Origin of the sequence: Providencia sp. PROV210 (genome assembly GCF_028479445.1) — a bacterium.
Lineage (GTDB): Bacteria > Pseudomonadota > Gammaproteobacteria > Enterobacterales > Enterobacteriaceae > Providencia > Providencia rustigianii.
Genome location: NZ_JAMPNQ010000020.1, coordinates 17764 through 35923, shown reverse-complemented (window position 1 = coordinate 35923; position 18160 = coordinate 17764). Strand labels below are relative to the sequence as shown.

Here is an 18160-nt window from a genome sequence, read left to right as displayed (position 1 = left end):
TGTTAATCGACTAAATTGAGGAAAGCTGCACCTCGTGCGCCACCCGAATTCCCATAACGAGCTTTTTCGATAGCGGGTAATTTGGCGATCCCATACAGGTATTGCGGTAGAATTTCAGGTAATAAGCGATAGATATCATCAAATTGTGATAAACCGCCACCAAATACCACTAAATCAGGATCAAATACCGTGATCACTTGTCCCATAAACATTGCCAGCACCGCCATATAGCGCTCAACATGTTGTTTAGCGTGTAAATCACCCTGCTGATAGCGTTGGATAATTTCAATGGCAGGGCATTTTTCACCCGTAAAAGCGGTATAAATACGCTCAAATCCGGGGCCGGATAGATATGTCTCAAAGCAAGCCGTTTGCCCACAGCCACAAAGAACTTCAGGAACGGTATCTCCCAAGAGTTTTGCTGCTCTGACACTCATATTCATGTGCCCAATTTCGCCTGCAATACCGTTTTTACCGGACAGCACTTTGCCATTGATGACGAAACCACCGCCGACGCCAGTACCTAAAATAATACCAAGCACACTTGGATAGCGCTTAAAATCAGGATCCCATGCTTCCGATAAGGCAAAACAGTTAGCATCATTTTCTACTTTGACGGGGCGCTTTAAGGTTTTAGCCAGATCGTGGACGAGGGGCTTATATTTTGCGGCGGGCACATTGGTAGTAAACACAATTCCGTCAGCGTGGTTCACAATTCCGGGAACACCAACGCCCACTTTGCCTTGGCAACTGAATTTGGCATCCGCTTCGGCTGTTAACTCACTAAATACATTCAATAATGCCTGATAGTCATCTTTGGGGGTTGGAACACGTTTTTGCCAAACAGGATTCAAATCGTGGTCGAATACCGCCAACTCAATTTTGGTGCCGCCCATGTCAAAGCCGTAATACATTAGATCTTCCTCTTATAGGTCTAAGACTCGAATAGATACCTATCTATTTGAGAAATAATGACTGAGAGTGTGCAATGTTCTAATTATACAAAAAGTTTCCCATAAAAGGATTGCGAGACGAATTTAATTAGTTTATTGTTATATTATAACATTACATTTAAAGGAAGTTACAATGAAAGTACTGAGTTCATTAAAAACCGCCAAACAGCGTCACCCTGATTGCCAAGTGGTACGTCGTCGCGGTCGAATTTATGTGATTTGCAAAACCAACCCCCGCTTTAAAGCTGTTCAAGGGTAGTCCTCCGTTATTTTTGTATCTCAGTGTTCCTTGCTTTTGCCATGGTAATTCATACTCCTTGCCATGGCATTTTTTATGTATTCACAAACTCAAGAATACTGCTCTTGATTTGCTCTCTTAACCAGAGGGTTTTGGAATTATAGGAGTTGCGCTTATGCCATAGCATTAAAAATGGAATTTCAAGTTGTTGATATAAAATATCATCTACAGGTAGTGGACGGCAGACTAAATCAAGATTGAAATCATTAACATAGTGTTGGCAATAACCCGGAGAGCTGGTGATAAGGTTGTGTTCAGGGCGAGAAGCCATTAACAGTGATTGCTCAAAGGTCGAGAAGGATAAATGAATTTGGCGATGAAGCCCCATGGTCTCGAGTAAATCATCCAATGCCCATGGAATGCGGTTACCAAATTCAGTACTAATATGGGGATATTTTAAATAATTTGCCAATGTCCATTCCTCTTGCAAAATGGGATGGTCACTGCGAATAAACGCGAGGGGTCTATCGGTAAATAATACTTCGAAATTAAGAATATCCGGTAAATGGTTAATCGACTCTTTTGACAAATGAAAGCTTTCACGCCCCACTAATCCGATGTCTGCATCCCCCGCAATCAGCGCCGCCAACGAGTTATAATCCCAATCCCGTACAATGACTTCCGACTCTGGATATTGGTTGAGAATATTGAGGGATAAATCATGGAGCATAATGAGGTTTAATGGTGCTTCCATCATGAGCCGAAACGTCATGCCTCGTGGTTTTTCGGTATCGCGGATCTCGGCAATATAGTGGGATAAATTTAAAAACTCAGGTAATGATTTTTCAATGCGGTGCATCAATGGGGTAGGGAGTAGCCCTTGCGGGCTACGAATAAATAATGGGTCATCAAACCATTGGCGTAGTTTTGCCAATGATTTACTCACCGAGGATGGGGTAATCGCAAGGCGCTTAGCGGCAAGACTCACACTGCGTTCTTCCATCAGATATTGCAGAATAACCAGTAAGTTCAAATCTAAGCGATGCAATTGTTTATTCACATGTAACGACCTTCTGGCTGGCTTGCGCCGTTGGCATTCTCAGTAACGCCATGCCAATCACCCCAGCGGCAAGCAAGATTATCAATAACATACTGATTGATGGGGTGCCTATCGCTCCCATCACCCAAATATATACAGAGGCAAAGCTGAGTTGAGAAATGGCGAGAATGGAGCTAGCAATGCCGGCTTTTCTGGCAAATGGGGATAATGCTTGGCTCATGATAATCCCGAACTGCATCGAGAAACCCATTCCACAGAAAGCGAATACAATAAAGAGTAGCACCAAATTTGGGTAAGCAAACAGGTATACGGACAATATCACAGCATTGAACAGGAATAAGCCGAGCGCGGTATTTAACAGGGATTGGCTATTAAATTGTGAGATTAATTTCGGCATTAGGAACGAGGTTCCCATGCTCACCATCGCCAATGCGGTCATTGCGGTAGAATACTGTCCCGTCGTGAAGCCAAGATTGCCCATCAAAATAATCGGGGCGACGTTCACATAAGTCAGGATCACTGCCATCCCAAAGCACGAAACAATTAAACGAGTGACAAAGAAATGATTGAAGATTTTTTCAGGCGTTTCTGGTTGAGATGTGGATTCATCGGTTTCTTGTCGAGCTACAGGTTTGGTTTCTTTTATCAACACTAAGCAGACAATAATACTGATGACCGCATAGGCTGCCATAAAGTAAAACATCATTGACCAATGGTAGGCGAGCAAAATCGCAAATCCAATCACAGGAGCGAGTACCGGTGCAATACAGGTCACGCCATTCATTGCCGCCAATACTTTTGTTCGTCTTTGTGGACTAAGAACATCACGTAAAATCGCGAAAGTCACCACATAACAGAAGCCAGCACCGATGCCTTGTAGGAATCGCGCCATCAGGAAAACATCAATCGATGTGGAATTTCCCGCCATGATGGAGGAAATAGCAAATACCGTTGCGCCTACTAATACGACAGGTTTACGGCCGATATGGTCAGCACACCATCCTGCAACCAGCATTGTGGATGCCATTCCAGCGAGATAAATAGAAAAGGCTACATGAAGCTGGCTTTCGGTTGCGTTCAGATCCGCAGCAATATAAGGAATACCAGTTAAATGGAGATCGACGCCGAGAGGATAGATTAGCACTATCCAGAAACTAAAAAGGACATATTTGGTCATGAGATAAGCTGCTTTATGAGAATTAACACCCTAATTTTAATCGGGATAAATGAGATAGCGTATGGATTAATTGGAAAATAGCATTTTCCAATATGGAAATCACTAAATCATATATTTATTCGTATTATTAGCGTCATTACTAATCTTCTTACTATTAGTGATGAAATTCACTTGCACACTGGTTCATATTTTGTCACGTTTAATACTCACAAAAAATTTCCAGTTTCGACTTCTTTGATGGTGATGATGCAATAGAAACTTCACTCATGGAGTCGAATGTGGAAATTTTTGGGGTAAAGAACGCAAACAGACAGGGTGAAAAGAATGAAAAATGTAGGGTTTATCGGCTGGCGTGGAATGGTTGGCTCAGTATTGATGCAAAGAATGGTGGAAGAAGGGGATTTTAACGTTATTCATCCTGTTTTTTTTACTACCTCCCAGCAAGGTGAAGAAGCACCTGTTTTCGGTGGCCACCGCAGCACATTGCAAGATGCGTTTGATATCGATGCATTGAGCGCATTAGATATTATTATCAGTTGCCAAGGTGGTGATTACACCAATGAAGTCTATCCAAAATTACGTGGAGCAGGCTGGAAAGGCTTCTGGATTGATGCGGCTTCTGCATTACGTATGAAAGACGATGCGATTATCATTCTTGACCCTGTAAACCACCAGCATATCCAAGACGGCTTAAATAAAGGCATTAAGACCTTTGTCGGCGGTAACTGTACGGTGAGTTTAATGCTGATGTCTCTTGGTGGTTTATTCGCAAATGATTTGGTTGAGTGGGCGTCTGTCGCAACTTACCAAGCGGCATCAGGGGCGGGTGCAAGAAATATGCGCGAGCTACTGTCACAAATGGGATCTCTGCATGCTCAAGTTGCGAAAGAGCTACAAAACCCAGCCTCCGCGATTTTAGAGATTGAAAAGAAAGTCACTGATTTTACACGCAGTGGTTCAATGCCAACAGATGCGTTTGGTGTTCCTTTAGCAGGCAGTTTGATCCCATGGATTGATAAAGCCCTTGAAAATGGTCAAAGTCGCGAAGAGTGGAAAGGCCAGGCAGAAACCAACAAAATTCTCGCAACAGGAAGCAATATTATTCCTGTTGATGGCTTATGTGTTCGTGTGGGAGCATTGCGTTGCCATAGCCAAGCATTCACATTGAAACTGAAAAAAGATATCCCACTGAATGACGTCGAGCAATTACTGGCATCCCATAATGAGTGGGTGAAAGTGGTACCCAATGACCGTGAAATTACGATGCGTGAGCTAACACCTGCGGCAGTGACGGGCACTCTGAATACGCCAGTGGGTCGTCTACGTAAACTGAATATGGGACCGGAGTATCTGTCAGCGTTTACTGTGGGTGACCAGTTACTGTGGGGGGCTGCGGAGCCTCTGCGCCGTATGTTGAGAATTCTGCTGTAGTTTAAATAGCGTCATTATTTTTGAGCCTGTACATTTTTTGATGTGCAGGTTTTTTTGTTTTTATGTTGCGTTATGCGATCAATTGTCGCATTGTGTGTGAATGATGAATTTATATCCAATGTAATGTTGCAGTATTCAAAACTAGAAGAGTGAAAAGTTAACATCGCTTAACTTAATTAATAATGAGAGGAAAATATGGCTATTTCAGTCAGACTTGATGATGAATTTGTAGCGGATGCGAGGATCCATGCTGAAGCGAAAAGTCGTAGTGTTCCGAAGCAAATTGAGCATTGGGCTAAAATAGGTCGTATTGCTGAAGATAACCCTGATTTGCCGTATAGCTTCATTGAGGAAATGTTATTGGCGCAGGCGGAAATCGAAAATAATAAGGTTTCTCGATATGTCCGTAAAACAAAACGTAGTTGAGGTTTTCCAAACAAACCGCTTTAGAAAATCATGTGATAAATTGTCAGAAAATGAGTTGCGCATAGTAGAAAATGAGATTGATAAAATTATTGAAAATCCGTTAATTGGTGAGCTCAAAAAAGGGGATCTTTCTCACCTTAGCGTTCATAAATTTAAACTAAATACACAGCTAGTATTATTAGGCTATTCATGGGTTGCAGGGAAATTAGAACTTTATTTACTAGGAATCAGTTCTCATGAGAATTTCTATAGTAATCAAAAGAAGCAATCTAAATCAGATTTGAAATTCATTATGTTATAAACACGTTATATTTTCAGATAAACGGCGTCTTAGTGAAGAAGCTAAGACGCCGTTGTTTTAATCAAATAGATTAAAACGACACTAACAGCTTGGCATCAAGATTATTTTCTAAATACCCCTTGGCAGTAAATTGGCTGTAATCCATGGACAGTTTGGTATTGTCTGTCAGCTGAAGGCTGGACCCCAGTTTGATTGCCATGCCATCCCGTGGTGCGTTAACGCCGTAATAGTTAAGCGGTGGTGCAAGCAGGTTGCGGTGGGTGAATCGAAATGCCATTTCACGCTCCCGCTTGTCATATTGATGCTGCCAGCCGAGTTCCCCGTGTACATCGATTGAGGATGTATTGCCCACTTTCCATTGGTTATCTAAACGTAATCCCAGAGTTGTGGTCGTGGCATCAAGGGATTGGCGACCGGTCACTAGTGAGGCTTTTTCCCCATTTTCACGGAATCCGTGACTTTCAGCGTTAGTAAAAGCGAAGTTAACAAACGGTTCGGCATTGATGATGGAAGATTTCCACGGGTAAGCGGCTTCCATAAACAGGTGGTTGGTTTTGCCTTTATAATCAGCGGTATTGTGATCGGAATAAATGGATGAGGTGACCGTTCTCTCTGTTTTGATGGTGTGCCATGTGTGCCCCAGCCCTGCACGGAGGGTTATTGGCGCTAATCGCAGAGAGCCATAAGCCGCTAAATAATAATTATTGCTATGGCTATGACCGACACCGCCTGATACGGAATTTTTGGTAAAACCAGAGCTTATTCCAAAGATAAAGTCATCATTAAAGAAATGCTTATCAGCCCCTAAGAACACGCCATAATTGCTGTTTGTAAAACCGGAAGCGTTTCCATCACTTTGGGTTCTATCCCAATGGTAGGGAATATTTACCCACATATTGCTGCGGTTATCTCCACGCTCTTTGACGATATTTTCCGATATACGAGTTTGTTGCAGTAGCGCGCCGTGATATTGGCGATGGTTATTCAACTGGCTAGCCAGGGTATCGATATGAATTTGTGGAGATAGGGTACGAAGAAGGTCGTTAACCCCTACGGTGGTTTTGCTGAGAACTAAGCGTTCATACAGGGTGTTGCTAAGAGAGAGATTTTCAAGGGCGTGTGCAACGGCAGTTTGGTTTGGCGTTTTTGCAAATGTATCGAATGCAAGGTCGCTACGTCCGACGTTGAGTGTAACCAGTTTCGTTGTGGGCGAGCGAGGATCTTCACCGTAATCTAATGTTGTACCGATGAACAGGTAGTTTGGTTCTACACCATCAAATTTCCCTTGGATTTTTTTAGCACTAATAATTGTATATTCGGTGCGAAATCGATTCTGAATTTCATCTTCATTCGGTATACGTTCATTGAATGGCGGTGATTTTTCAGCGAAGAACACTTTGACCTTACCGCCGTTGATGACCACCGTATCACTAGACTGTAGGGCATCAAATTCTTGTGTGTCTGTTGTTTGAAGATCCACATGGAATTCACTACCGGGTTGGAAGGTGGCCGTATTATTCACTGTTATACGCCGTGTTGGGTCTTTAGTATTATCTCCAGGGGTTAAGATAGCGCCACTGTTAACCACTAAGTCATCAACCGAGCCAGAAGCAATAAATCGGGCTCCTTGGTTTAATGTCACCGTATTTCTGATGCTGTGACTGAGCTGTAATGTACCATTAGTAACGTCGACTGGCACATGCAGAATATGTTTGACGTTAAGCTCTCCACCATTGATGTTGATGGGGCCTGTTAAGTGGTTTTCTTGCGTTAAAATCACACGACCTTGCTGTATATCCAGCCCTGCAAAACGGTTAGTACCTGTTAAGGTTAAGGTCCCTTCCCCTTGTTTAATTAAGCGCCCTTTGCCCTCAATATTATTGCTCCAAGTATCGGCTATGCCGACGTTAGCAACATCGTCTTGAGTTACCCGCTGATTGACGACCCAATCTTCAGCAAGATGTGTGGGACCTTTGTAGGCTTTGGGTAAGTTAATCAGCCCCCAGTGGCTTTCTGGTTGATTTTGTTTAACTCCCCAGCCCGCTAAAGAGTTTGTGGGATAGGCAGTGCCTGCAATAATTTGCTGCCACTGGGATTTGTTAAGATAGGCAAAGCGGGAGCGTAGCAAATACGCGGCGTCAGCAGGAACTTGATCAACTTGAAGTGCCGGAGATGGCTGCTCACTTTGCTTAGCGTAATAACCTAGGTTTTCATTAAAAGAGGGGAGAGAGCCTACCGGTGGTTTGCATTTTTTATTACTGATGGTGCATTGGTTTTGTAGATCTTGGCGCACTTCTTTGGCCAAGTTAATCATGGCATTGGCTGTTTTATCTTCTTTCAGTAAATGAGCGAGAAGATAATAATTGGCGGCGCGAGAGGTTATGGTATCGGTTGGGAAATGCGCACCGACAATCACGCGGCTTTCTCCATAGCCTATGGCTCTATCAAAGAATTGAGTGCCTTTTTCTGGATAAATCGTGGCAAATATAGCGGCTTGTTTAAATCCATTCCAAGTATGTCCACTTGGGTAAGAAGAGCCTGTAATACCGATATAGTTTGGGAGATATTCGCCTTTATGATCGAGTACTTGATTTGGGCGACCACGTAAATAATAGTCTTTGAGAATAAAATCTATTGAGCGAATTCGATTTTGAATTGGGTCATTTGCAAAGGTAGCTAAATGGAATAAATGTTCTAAACGGTTATAGGCTTTAATTTCTTTAAAATCATTATAATTAAATCCTTTTTGATTAAATACGTATTCCCGGTAAATATTAAAAATATATTCTGGCGTGCTTTGTTTATCTTTTTCCGCACTCTTTTTGCGTTTTCCTGTTAATTGCATTACCTGCTGGCTAACGTCTTTATCCCATTGTGCAGCTTGGGACTGTGGGGTTGGATACGGCGGGATTACCTGATTTCTTAGTTCGTCAAATCGCTGATTTCGCTGATCAATGATAGATTTACTGGCATCAATATAATCTGAGTTTGCCAAGGTAATTTGGGCGTTAAATAAAGCAAATAGACTGAGCGATACAGCGGGAGTTATTCTGTTCATTATAGACCTATAGATTTATAGAGAGGATAAAACCTATTTCATCTTAATGCAGTAATTTTAATTTTCTATAAATCAAAAGTAAAATAAGACAAACTTTATTTTCATTCTTTATTCTGTTAATTAAGTTTAGTTAGTCATTTTATTTAATTGAAATTTTAATTGTAATTAATAATAAATAGATACTTAAAATTAAACAAAAAAAATAACCCTATATCGAAATATAGGGTTATTTTATATCTAAAAATCAGATTGATTAGATATCGATATTTGCTGCTTTCAGTGCGTTCTCTTCAATGAAGGCACGACGAGGTTCTACCGCATCCCCCATCAGAGTTGTGAATAACTGGTCAGTTGCAATCGCATCTTTAACGGTCACGCGCATCATACGGCGAGTATCCGGGTTCATAGTGGTTTCCCAAAGTTGTTCTGGGTTCATTTCACCAAGACCTTTATAACGCTGCACTGCTAAACCACGACGAGATTCACGACTTAACCAATCTAACGCTTGTTCAAAGTTGTCGATATTTTGGCGACGTTCACCGCGTTGAATATAGGCGCCTTCTTCAATTAACCCACCGATGATGTCACCTAACTCGGTGATACGGCGATATTCGCTACCATGTACAAAGTCGAAATCGAGGTTATAGTCGCTATCTACACCATGGGTACGAATACGAATGGTTGGTTCAAACAGCTGACGTTCACGATTTTCGTGAATGATATAGCTGTAAGAGCTGCCCGCTTGTTCATTCTCTTCTAAGCGTTTAACCAGAGTACTTGCCCATTCTTCAACTTGTGCTTTATCTTTCAGAGCATCTTCAGTTAATGTCGATTGATACACTAAGCTATTAAGAAGCGCTGGTGGGTAGATACGCTCAAGACGGCGAATAATACGGTGTGCTGCATTATATTCAATAACCAGCTTCTCTAGCTGTTCACCTTTCATCGCTGGTGCGTCGGCACTTAAATGCAGCTCCGCGCCATCTAATGCGATAGAGATCAGATAATCATCCATCGCTTCATCGTCTTTAATATATTGTTCTTGTTTTCCGCGCTTCACTTTATACAGTGGTGGCTGAGCAATATAGATATGACCACGTTCAACGATTTCAGGCATTTGGCGATAGAAGAACGTCAACAGTAACGTACGGATGTGCGAACCATCGACGTCAGCATCCGTCATAATGATAATGCTGTGATAGCGCAGTTTGTCTGGGTTATATTCATCGCGACCGATACCACAACCTAAAGCGGTGATCAGCGTTGCCACTTCTTGTGAAGAGAGCATTTTATCGAAGCGCGCTTTTTCCACGTTCAGGATTTTACCTTTCAGTGGCAAAATGGCTTGGTTCTTACGGTTACGACCTTGTTTTGCCGAGCCGCCCGCAGAGTCCCCTTCCACTAAGTACAGTTCAGATAATGCTGGGTCACGCTCTTGGCAATCTGCTAATTTACCTGGTAGGCCGGCTAAATCTAATGCACCTTTACGGCGAGTCATTTCACGTGCTTTACGCGCCGCTTCACGGGCACGTGCTGCATCAATAATTTTACCCACGACGATTTTTGCGTCGCTTGGATTTTCCAATAAATACTCAACCAATTTCTCATTCATCAGTGTTTCTACCGCAGTTTTCACTTCGGAAGAAACCAGTTTTTCTTTGGTCTGGGATGAGAATTTAGGATCTGGAACTTTCACAGAAATAACCGCAATCAAGCCTTCACGGGCATCGTCACCGGTAGCACTGACTTTAGTTTTCTTCTGATAGCCTTCTTTTTCCATGTAGTTGTTCAGGGTACGGGTCATAGCTGCACGGAAACCAGCAAGGTGAGTACCGCCATCACGCTGAGGAATGTTGTTGGTAAAGCAGTAAACATTCTCTTGGAAACCATCGTTCCATTGCATGGCAACTTCTACGCCGATACCGTCTTTCTCTGTCGAGAAATAGAATACCGATGGATGAATTGGGGTTTTGTTACGGCTCAGGTATTCAACGAATGCCTTGATACCACCGTCATAATGGAAGTGATCTTCTTTGCCATCACGCTTATCAATTAAGCGGATAGAAACACCAGAGTTCAGGAATGAAAGTTCACGTAGGCGTTTCGCTAGAATTTCGTATTCGAATTCAGTGATACCTTTGAAGGTATCCATGCTTGGCCAGAAACGGACGCGAGTTCCGGTTTGGTCTGTTTCGCCAACGACAGTCAGAGGACCTTGTGGCTCGCCGTGTTTGTAGATTTGCTCGTGAACTTTGCCATCACGGCGGATCACTAATTCAAGTTTTTCAGATAAGGCGTTAACCACAGAAACACCTACACCGTGCAAACCGCCGGAAACTTTGTAGGAGTTGTCGTCAAATTTACCGCCAGCGTGCAGAACTGTCATGATAACTTCTGCCGCGGAGACACCTTCTTCTTCGTGGATACCGGTTGGAATACCACGTCCATCATCCTGTACGGAGACGGAGTTATCGGCATGGATAGTGATGACGATGTCGTCACAGAAACCGGCTAAGGCTTCGTCGATAGCGTTGTCCACAACCTCGAAGACCATGTGATGAAGACCGGTTCCATCGTCGGTATCACCGATATACATGCCCGGGCGCTTGCGCACCGCATCCAGTCCTTTTAATACCTTGATACTTGAGGAGTCATATGTATTCGACATCAACGTTTCCTGCTCTTTCTATTCCTGAGGTTGAACTTCTATTTTGCCTTGCTCTACACTAAACATCTTACTGTTGGCGTCAATCATATCATTGACTTGCGCTGGTGTAATAGCACTTACAAACACTTGTGCTTGCGTAGCCTTGAGACGAGTCGCTAAAAGCTGCCGGCGACCAGAATCAAGTTCTGAAGCAAAATCATCCAGTAGATACAGGCATCGTTGCCCGCTCTGTTGGGTGAGATACTCACCCTGCGCTAATCGTAATGCGCACATTAACAATTTCAGCTGACCGCGTGAAAGCATATCTTCGACGGGGATACCATCAGCTCGAATACGCAAATCAGCTTTATGTGGTCCAGAGGACGTATAGGTTAGCGTTCTATCGCGCTCAAATTGCCGCTCTAACTGTTCTGAATAATCAATTTCTTTATCCCAACCACGTTGGAAAGATACTGAAAGTGAAAATTCGGGTAAAAACTGTTGGCAGGTTTGCTCAATGTTTTCAGCTATACCTGCAATATATTCGCCACGCCACTGGCTTATTTGTTCTGAGATCGGTGCGAGTTGCTGATCCCAATGGCGGATTTGCTCATAACGAGTCACTTGTCGTAAAGCCGCATTTCGCTGCTTTAACAAACGTTTTAAGTCCGACCAAGTAGAAAAGAACAAGGCTTCATTATGAAAGCAGCCCCAATCAATAAATGCTCGTCGGTATTTTGGACCACCATTTAGCAGTGTGAACCCTTCTGGGGTTATCAACTGCATGGGTAATAATTTTGCAAGTTCCGCAATTTTATGCCCATCGGTACCATCGATTCTGACTTTGCTATCACCTTCGCGGTTTTTACTCAAACCAAGTGATAGCGCTTTGCGATCGCTATCTAAGTGTCCCAGTTTACCATGCAGAATAAATTGTTCTTGGTCATGGCGGATAACTCTATTCGCTTGAATACTGCGAAATGCTCGCCCATGACCCAGAGTGTATATAGCTTCCAGTATACTGGTTTTGCCACTCCCATTAGGACCAATAAGAAAATTGAACCCCGTTGCAAGGGAGAGATCGGCGTCTTCAATATTACGAAAATCGCGGATCAATAAACGCGAAAGAATCATACTGACTAATTACAAACGCATTGGCATAACAACATACACCGCAGATCGACTCGCCGAGTCTTCAATTTGGACACTGGAAACTGCATCGGTTAAAAAGAGCGTTACATTTTCACTTTTCAGCGTATTGAGGACGTCGAGGATATAACTGACGTTAAAGCCAATTTCCATCTCGCCACCTTGGTAGCTGACATCAACAATTTCTTCCGCTTCTTCTTGCTCAGGGTTATTTGCCGTAATGCGTAATTGATTTTCACTAAAGAATAAACGGACGCCACGGAATTTTTCATTGGATAAAATCGCCGCGCGAGAAAAAGCCTGTTTCAATAAATCACAACGGGCTTCTAATGTTTTGTCCGGATTTTTAGGCAATACTCGGCGGTAGTCAGGGAAGCGACCATCCACTAATTTTGACGTAAAGATAAAATCGCCAACATGCGCACGAATATTGTTACTCCCAATTTGCAGCTGTAATGGCGCATCGCCACCATCTAACAGGCGCATTAATTCGATGACGCCCTTACGCGGGACGATCACTGAATGGGAGGGTAATTCCTGACCAATATCCATAGAACACACCGCAAGGCGGTGACCATCCGTAGAAACGGTTCTTAGTAATTGACCTTCAGTTTCAAACAGCATGCCGTTGAGGTAGTAACGGACATCTTGGTGCGCCATTGAAAACTGAGTTGCTTCAATTAGACGTTTTAAGATGGATTGCGGAAGTGAAAATTCTACTTCACTTTGCCAATCGTCTAAGTTTGGGAAGTCGGCTGCGGGTAATGTGGATAATGAGAAACGGCTGCGACCGGAACGGACCAGCAGTCTGTCATCATTCAATTCGACTTGAATTTCAGAACCTTCAGGTAAGCCACGCCAAATATCAAAAAACTTGCGTGCAGGCACCGTCGTTGCACCAACTTCATGCTCTCGGGTGAGAGGAACATTGGCCATCATTTCCATTTCTAGGTCGGTTCCTGTCAGTTGCAGGGCTCCCTCTTTTACTTGAAGTAAAAGATTACCTAAAATGGGTAGCGTTGGACGTCCACCTAAAGGGCCACTAACCTGTTGTAACGGTTTTAATAACTGCTCGCGTTCTATAATAAATTTCATAGCAATTAAGATGATAATGTTCTGATTAAGTTAGAAAAATCTTCTTTGATGTCATGGCTTTCTTCTCGTAACTGTTCAATTTTACGACAAGCGTGCAACACCGTAGTGTGGTCACGACCGCCAAAAGCATCCCCGATTTCCGGTAAACTATGGTTTGTCAGCTCTTTCGCCAGCGCCATTGCCATCTGACGCGGACGAGCGACAGAGCGGGAACGACGCTTAGAAAGTAAATCAGCGACTTTAATCTTATAGTACTCAGCAACAGTTTTCTGAATATTATCAATAGTTACCAGTTTTTCTTGCAGTGCTAGCAAGTCACGCAACGCCTCTCGAACAAAATCGATCGTAATTGCACGACCCGTAAAATTCGCATTAGCGATAACACGGTTTAATGCACCTTCTAACTCACGCACATTGGAACGTAAGCGTTTTGCGATAAAAAACGCGACTTCACCCGGAAGTTGAATCTCGTTTTCATCTGCTTTTTTCATCAAAATGGCAACACGGGTTTCCAATTCAGGTGGTTCTATCGCGACCGTTAAACCCCAGCCGAAACGCGATTTCAAGCGATCTTCTACCCCGTTTATCTCTTTTGGATAGCGGTCAGAAGTCAAAATAATTTGTTGATTGCCTTCCAGCAGTGCGTTGAATGTATGAAAAAACTCTTCTTGTGAACGCTCTTTGTTAGCAAAAAACTGAATATCATCGATAAGTAAAGCATCAACAGAACGGTAGTAACGTTTAAACTCTTCAATTGCATTATTCTGCAATGCTTTGACCATATCTTGAACAAATCGTTCAGAATGCATATACACCACACGAGCGTTAGCTTTGTGCTGCATGATGCTATTACCCACCGCATGCAATAAGTGAGTTTTACCTAAACCAGTTCCGCCATAAAGGAACAGGGGATTATAAGCCCCGCCTGGGTTTTCGGCGACTTGCCTCGCGGCTGCACGGGCTAGCTGGTTTGATTTACCCTCAACAAAGTTATCAAATGTGTGCTTAGGGTTAACATTTGAACGATAAGCCACATCGGGTTGTACTTTGTTGGAGTTATCCCAACTTGGTTTTACGGGGGCTGATGGCATCGTGAACGACGGCATTGCATTATTATTGCTAGCGCGTGTTTGAGTACTCACTGGCGCAACCGTTAACGGTTTATTCCCTACTTCAAAGTGTAGAGCAGGGGCATCTGAACCGCAAAAGTCATTCAATAATTCGTTGATATTATTGATGTACTTATCTCTTACCCAGTCAAGGACGAAACGATTCGGGGCATAAAGTGCCAGTGTATTGTCGTTTAATTCAGCTTGAAGAGGTCGTATCCACATACTGAATTCTGTGGCAGGTAGTTCATCCTGCAATCGGGCAAGACATTGCTGCCAAAGCGAAAGTGACACGTTGGACTCCCCTAAACAAGGTCAATGAAACAAGAATTACGGATTTTGCTAAGAATTTTTACTGATGACGACTATCTCAGTCACTTTATGAAAGTCACTAAGGTATATAAAGCATCAGAGAAGTATTTAGATTAACTCACCCTATATATCCACAACATATCACCGATCGACTGATCAGTAATATGACAGGAGATCATACCGTAAAAATCACTCAAGATCTCCATTCTTTTACACAGTTTTTATGCTTTTTATCCACAGGCAAATGTGGTAAGGCAACTCTGGTAGGGGAGAATTTCGCTGGAGGATCGCAGGCAACATCAAATTTTCCACATGTCTGGGGATAACTTTAGCCTATATATAGAAATTGTCTCTAAGATCAAAAAATATTTTTGGATCTTATTAAGATCCTTGCGCTTTAGGGCGGAGTCCGTATAATCTTCCTCCCTGTGTACTTCATGAATGTGACTTTTTACGACTCACTATAATGGTGTCGTTTTGTGGTCTGCCTCAAAAAACTCTTGGGTTATTTGAGGGTTAAACTGTAAAACGTATTGTAGAAAAGGCGAAAAATGCGCTCATTTATTGATTGTCACAGCATATATCGGCAAACCGGTCAGCCAGGTTTTAAATAAAAAGTGGTTTGATTGCGTCATTTCATTGACGTGACCCCCTATGTTTTATTACAATCCTGCCTCTTTCCATATTGTTGCGACAGAGGCACAGGTGTAAATCAGTTTCCACTGGTTGCCAAACGCGTTTACTGAATCAGTAATAAATTTTAAAGTTAGGTAGAAATCGTTATGAAACGCACTTTTCAACCGTCCGTACTGAAGCGCAACCGTTCACACGGTTTTCGTGCTCGTATGGCTACAAAAAATGGTCGTCAGGTTCTGGCTCGCCGTCGTGCTAAAGGCCGCGCTCGTCTGACCGTTTCATCTAAGTAATAAAGCTAGCCCTCTCAGTGGTTACGCTCGCTTTTACCCGGGAGTTACGTTTGTTAACTCCCAGGCATTTCGACAATGTCTTCAAACAGCCGCAGAGGGCGAGTTCCCCAGAGATAACAATCCTTGGTCGCCTTAACGAGCTGGGGCATCCCCGCATCGGTCTTACCATCGCCAAAAAAAATGTTAAACGAGCTCATGAGCGCAATCGTATTAAACGATTAGCCCGTGAATACTTTCGTTTGCATCAACATGAGTTGCCTCCTATGGACTTTGTGGTATTGGTAAGAAAAGGGGTCGCTAATCTCGACAATCAACAGATCACGGAATCCTTGGATAAGTTATGGCGTCGTCACCGTCGCTTGGCTCAAAAATCCTGATCATGCTGATCAGAGGCTACCAACTGGCTATTAGCCCGTTGTTAGGGCCTCGCTGTCGTTTTAATCCTACGTGCTCTAATTACGGAATTGAGGCATTGCGCAGGTTTGGTATGCTAAAAGGTAGTTGGTTAACTGCTAAACGCGTATTAAAATGCCACCCTTTACACGCTGGTGGAGATGATCCTGTCCCACCCAGAAAAACTGATGATAATAGAGAATTATAACGATGGATTCGCAACGCAATCTTCTACTCATCGCTTTGTTGTTCGTGACGTTTTTGGTTTGGCAGGCTTGGGAGAGCGATAAAGTTGCTCAGGAAACCAAAACTGTTCAAACTTCGCAACAAAAAACGGACATGCCAAACAGTGATGGTCAAGCGGTCACAAATAGTGAGCAAGGTAAGCTTATTGCCGTTAAAACTGACGTACTTGATGTTCGCATCAATACTCGCGGTGGTGATATTGATGAGGCTGATCTGTTAGCCTATCCAGCAACCTTGAACTCACCAGACCCGTTCCGTTTATTAGAAACCACACCAGGTTTTGTTTATCAGGCTCAAAGTGGTCTGATTGGTCCTCATGGTCCAGACAACCCAGCGAACAATAACGGTCAACGTCCTCTTTATACCGCAGACTCGGCAAGCTTTGAGCTACAAGCGGGTCAAGATGAATTACGTGTTCCGATGTCTTTCACCGATAACAACGGTGTTGTCTATCAGAAAACGTATATTCTGAAGCGCGGTAAATATACTGTTGAAGTTGAATACAGTATTCAAAACCCAACAGCACAGCCTCTGAGCCTTGCTTTCTTCGGTCAGTTAAAACAGACCATTGCACTGCCAGAACAGCGTGATACAGGAAGCAATAACTTTGCTCTGCATACATACCGTGGTGCGGCTTATTCTTCTGATGAAAACAACTATAAAAAATATAGTTTCAGTGACATCGAAGATAAAAACTTAAGCCTGACTACGAAAGGCGGCTGGGTCGCAATGTTGCAACAATATTTTGCAACGGCGTGGGTTCCAGAAGCGACAGAACAAAGCACTTTCTATACCATTGATCTCGATAAAAAATCGGCTATCGTTGGTTATAAGAGCGAGCCAGTCACTATCGCGGCGAATGGTGCAGGTACTTATTCATCGACACTGTGGATTGGACCTGAAATTCAGTCAGAAATGGCAGAAGTTGCTCCTCACTTAGATTTAACCGTAGATTACGGTTGGTTATGGTTTATTTCTCAGCCACTGTTCAAACTGTTGAAATTCATTCACGGTTTTGTGGGTAACTGGGGTATTGCCATCATCGTTATTACCTTTATCGTCCGTGGTATCATGTACCCGCTGACTAAAGCGCAGTACACCTCAATGGCGAAAATGCGTTTACTGCAACCAAAATTGGCTGCAATGCGTGAGCGTATTGGTGATGACAAACAACGTATGAGCCAAGAAATGATGGCGATGTACAAAGCAGAAAAAGTAAACCCACTGGGTGGTTGTTTACCTCTGCTGATTCAAATGCCAATCTTCCTTGCACTTTACTACATGTTGATGGGTTCTGTTGAACTGCGTCATGCACCATTCTTTGGTTGGATCCAAGACTTGTCTGCACAAGACCCGTACTACATCCTGCCAGTTCTGATGGGTGTGACGATGTTTGTTATCCAGAAAATGTCACCAACAGCTGTGACTGACCCAATGCAGCAGAAGATCATGACATACATGCCAGTCGTGTTTACCGTGTTCTTCCTGTGGTTCCCATCAGGTCTGGTTCTGTACTATATCGTGAGTAACTTAGTCACCATTATCCAGCAGCAGATTATTTATCGTGGTCTGGAAAAACGTGGTCTACATAGTCGCGATAAGAAAGAGAAAAAGTAATCTAGATTCTTAACGAGTTTAG

General features: G+C 43.1%; 16 protein-coding genes. 8 read left to right on the top strand and 8 right to left on the bottom strand.

Translation table 11 applies throughout. From position 1 onward, the window contains the following. Positions 1 to 2: 2 nt before the first annotated feature. Positions 3 to 914, bottom strand: a complete 912-nt coding sequence (nagK, locus tag PR761_RS15560; RefSeq protein ID WP_154610836.1) for an N-acetylglucosamine kinase — start codon at positions 912 to 914, stop codon at positions 3 to 5. 172 nt (positions 915 to 1086) lie between these two features. Here nagK and ykgO point away from each other — a divergent pair, with 172 nt between their 5' ends. Then, positions 1087 to 1212 (top strand): type B 50S ribosomal protein L36, encoded by a 126-nt coding sequence (gene ykgO / locus PR761_RS15555; protein ID WP_006660624.1) that lies wholly within the window; start codon positions 1087 to 1089, stop codon positions 1210 to 1212. A gap of 73 nt (positions 1213 to 1285) precedes the next feature. Here the strand turns inward: ykgO and yidZ are convergent, their stop codons facing one another. Further along, positions 1286 to 2251, bottom strand: a complete 966-nt coding sequence (gene yidZ / locus PR761_RS15550) for an HTH-type transcriptional regulator YidZ (RefSeq protein ID WP_126457857.1) — start codon at positions 2249 to 2251, stop codon at positions 1286 to 1288. Further along, positions 2244 to 3428, bottom strand: coding sequence for an MdtL family multidrug efflux MFS transporter (locus PR761_RS15545; protein ID WP_006816142.1), 1185 nt, complete (start codon positions 3426 to 3428; stop codon positions 2244 to 2246). Before PR761_RS15545 ends, yidZ begins: the two co-directional genes overlap by 8 nt. A 324-nt stretch (positions 3429 to 3752) precedes the next feature. On the opposite strand from PR761_RS15545, the gene asd reads away from it, so the two are divergent. From asd to PR761_RS15530, 3 genes are all read left to right on the top strand, one after another. Continuing rightward, positions 3753 to 4859: an aspartate-semialdehyde dehydrogenase gene (asd, locus tag PR761_RS15540; protein ID WP_006816143.1), complete on the top strand. Its 1107-nt coding sequence runs from the start codon at positions 3753 to 3755 to the stop codon at positions 4857 to 4859. Between the two features lie 195 nt (positions 4860 to 5054). Beyond that, a complete protein-coding gene (locus PR761_RS15535; RefSeq protein WP_006816144.1) occupies positions 5055 to 5285 on the top strand; it encodes a ParD-like family protein in 231 nt (76 codons plus the stop codon). Further along, positions 5260 to 5586 (top strand): type II toxin-antitoxin system RelE/ParE family toxin, encoded by a 327-nt coding sequence (locus PR761_RS15530; protein WP_126436142.1) that lies wholly within the window; start codon positions 5260 to 5262, stop codon positions 5584 to 5586. Before PR761_RS15535 ends, PR761_RS15530 begins: the two co-directional genes overlap by 26 nt. A gap of 70 nt (positions 5587 to 5656) precedes the next feature. Here PR761_RS15530 and PR761_RS15525 read toward each other — a convergent pair whose 3' ends face one another. The 5 genes from PR761_RS15525 to dnaA all read right to left on the bottom strand — a co-directional run bounded on the left by PR761_RS15525 (position 5657) and on the right by dnaA (position 14938). Beyond that, the gene (locus tag PR761_RS15525) at positions 5657 to 8644 is read right to left on the bottom strand and encodes an autotransporter domain-containing protein (protein WP_126436141.1); all 2988 of its coding nucleotides are present in this window, start codon (positions 8642 to 8644) and stop codon (positions 5657 to 5659) included. Between the two features lie 253 nt (positions 8645 to 8897). Then, positions 8898 to 11312, bottom strand: a complete 2415-nt coding sequence (gene gyrB / locus PR761_RS15520; RefSeq protein WP_006816147.1) for a DNA topoisomerase (ATP-hydrolyzing) subunit B — start codon at positions 11310 to 11312, stop codon at positions 8898 to 8900. A gap of 18 nt (positions 11313 to 11330) precedes the next feature. After that, positions 11331 to 12425 carry a DNA replication/repair protein RecF gene (gene recF / locus PR761_RS15515; RefSeq protein WP_112835789.1) on the bottom strand — a complete coding sequence of 365 codons (1095 nt, stop codon included), beginning with the start codon at positions 12423 to 12425 and terminating at the stop codon, positions 11331 to 11333. Positions 12426 to 12434: 9 nt separating this feature from the next. Further along, entirely contained in the window at positions 12435 to 13535 is a 1101-nt protein-coding gene (gene dnaN, locus PR761_RS15510) for a DNA polymerase III subunit beta (RefSeq protein ID WP_006816149.1), read from the bottom strand. A 5-nt stretch (positions 13536 to 13540) separates the two neighbouring features. Then, the gene (dnaA, locus tag PR761_RS15505; RefSeq protein WP_272519369.1) at positions 13541 to 14938 is read right to left on the bottom strand and encodes a chromosomal replication initiator protein DnaA; all 1398 of its coding nucleotides are present in this window, start codon (positions 14936 to 14938) and stop codon (positions 13541 to 13543) included. Positions 14939 to 15738: 800 nt separating this feature from the next. Between dnaA and rpmH the strand changes: the two genes are divergently transcribed. The 4 genes from rpmH to yidC are packed head-to-tail and all read left to right on the top strand — an operon-like array spanning position 15739 to position 18138. Then, positions 15739 to 15882, top strand: a complete 144-nt coding sequence (gene rpmH, locus PR761_RS15500; RefSeq protein ID WP_004906236.1) for a 50S ribosomal protein L34 — start codon at positions 15739 to 15741, stop codon at positions 15880 to 15882. 17 nt (positions 15883 to 15899) lie between these two features. Further along, the gene (rnpA, locus tag PR761_RS15495; RefSeq protein WP_006816151.1) at positions 15900 to 16259 is read left to right on the top strand and encodes a ribonuclease P protein component; all 360 of its coding nucleotides are present in this window, start codon (positions 15900 to 15902) and stop codon (positions 16257 to 16259) included. Beyond that, on the top strand, positions 16223 to 16483 hold the full coding sequence (gene yidD / locus PR761_RS15490; RefSeq protein ID WP_036959180.1) for a membrane protein insertion efficiency factor YidD: 261 nt from the start codon (positions 16223 to 16225) through the stop codon (positions 16481 to 16483). The genes rnpA and yidD overlap by 37 nt, the downstream gene beginning before the upstream one ends. 2 nt (positions 16484 to 16485) lie before the next feature. Beyond that, the gene (gene yidC, locus PR761_RS15485) at positions 16486 to 18138 is read left to right on the top strand and encodes a membrane protein insertase YidC (protein WP_006816153.1); all 1653 of its coding nucleotides are present in this window, start codon (positions 16486 to 16488) and stop codon (positions 18136 to 18138) included. Positions 18139 to 18160 lie beyond the last annotated feature (22 nt).

What these genes read in the sequence shown, in the direction of transcription:
- PR761_RS15545 (WP_006816142.1), bottom strand. Translation starts at nt 3,428, where the DNA reads ATGACCAAATATGTCCTTTTTAGTTTCTGGATAGTGCTAATCTATCCT.
- gyrB (WP_006816147.1), bottom strand. Translation starts at nt 11,312, where the DNA reads ATGTCGAATACATATGACTCCTCAAGTATCAAGGTATTAAAAGGACTG.
- yidD (WP_036959180.1), top strand. Translation starts at nt 16,223, where the DNA reads ATGGCGTCGTCACCGTCGCTTGGCTCAAAAATCCTGATCATGCTGATC.
- yidC (WP_006816153.1), top strand. Translation starts at nt 16,486, where the DNA reads ATGGATTCGCAACGCAATCTTCTACTCATCGCTTTGTTGTTCGTGACG.
- dnaN (WP_006816149.1), bottom strand. Translation starts at nt 13,535, where the DNA reads ATGAAATTTATTATAGAACGCGAGCAGTTATTAAAACCGTTACAACAG.
- asd (WP_006816143.1), top strand. Translation starts at nt 3,753, where the DNA reads ATGAAAAATGTAGGGTTTATCGGCTGGCGTGGAATGGTTGGCTCAGTA.
- PR761_RS15530 (WP_126436142.1), top strand. Translation starts at nt 5,260, where the DNA reads ATGTCCGTAAAACAAAACGTAGTTGAGGTTTTCCAAACAAACCGCTTT.
- PR761_RS15535 (WP_006816144.1), top strand. Translation starts at nt 5,055, where the DNA reads ATGGCTATTTCAGTCAGACTTGATGATGAATTTGTAGCGGATGCGAGG.
- rpmH (WP_004906236.1), top strand. Translation starts at nt 15,739, where the DNA reads ATGAAACGCACTTTTCAACCGTCCGTACTGAAGCGCAACCGTTCACAC.
- recF (WP_112835789.1), bottom strand. Translation starts at nt 12,425, where the DNA reads ATGATTCTTTCGCGTTTATTGATCCGCGATTTTCGTAATATTGAAGAC.
- nagK (WP_154610836.1), bottom strand. Translation starts at nt 914, where the DNA reads ATGTATTACGGCTTTGACATGGGCGGCACCAAAATTGAGTTGGCGGTA.
- ykgO (WP_006660624.1), top strand. Translation starts at nt 1,087, where the DNA reads ATGAAAGTACTGAGTTCATTAAAAACCGCCAAACAGCGTCACCCTGAT.
- PR761_RS15525 (WP_126436141.1), bottom strand. Translation starts at nt 8,644, where the DNA reads ATGAACAGAATAACTCCCGCTGTATCGCTCAGTCTATTTGCTTTATTT.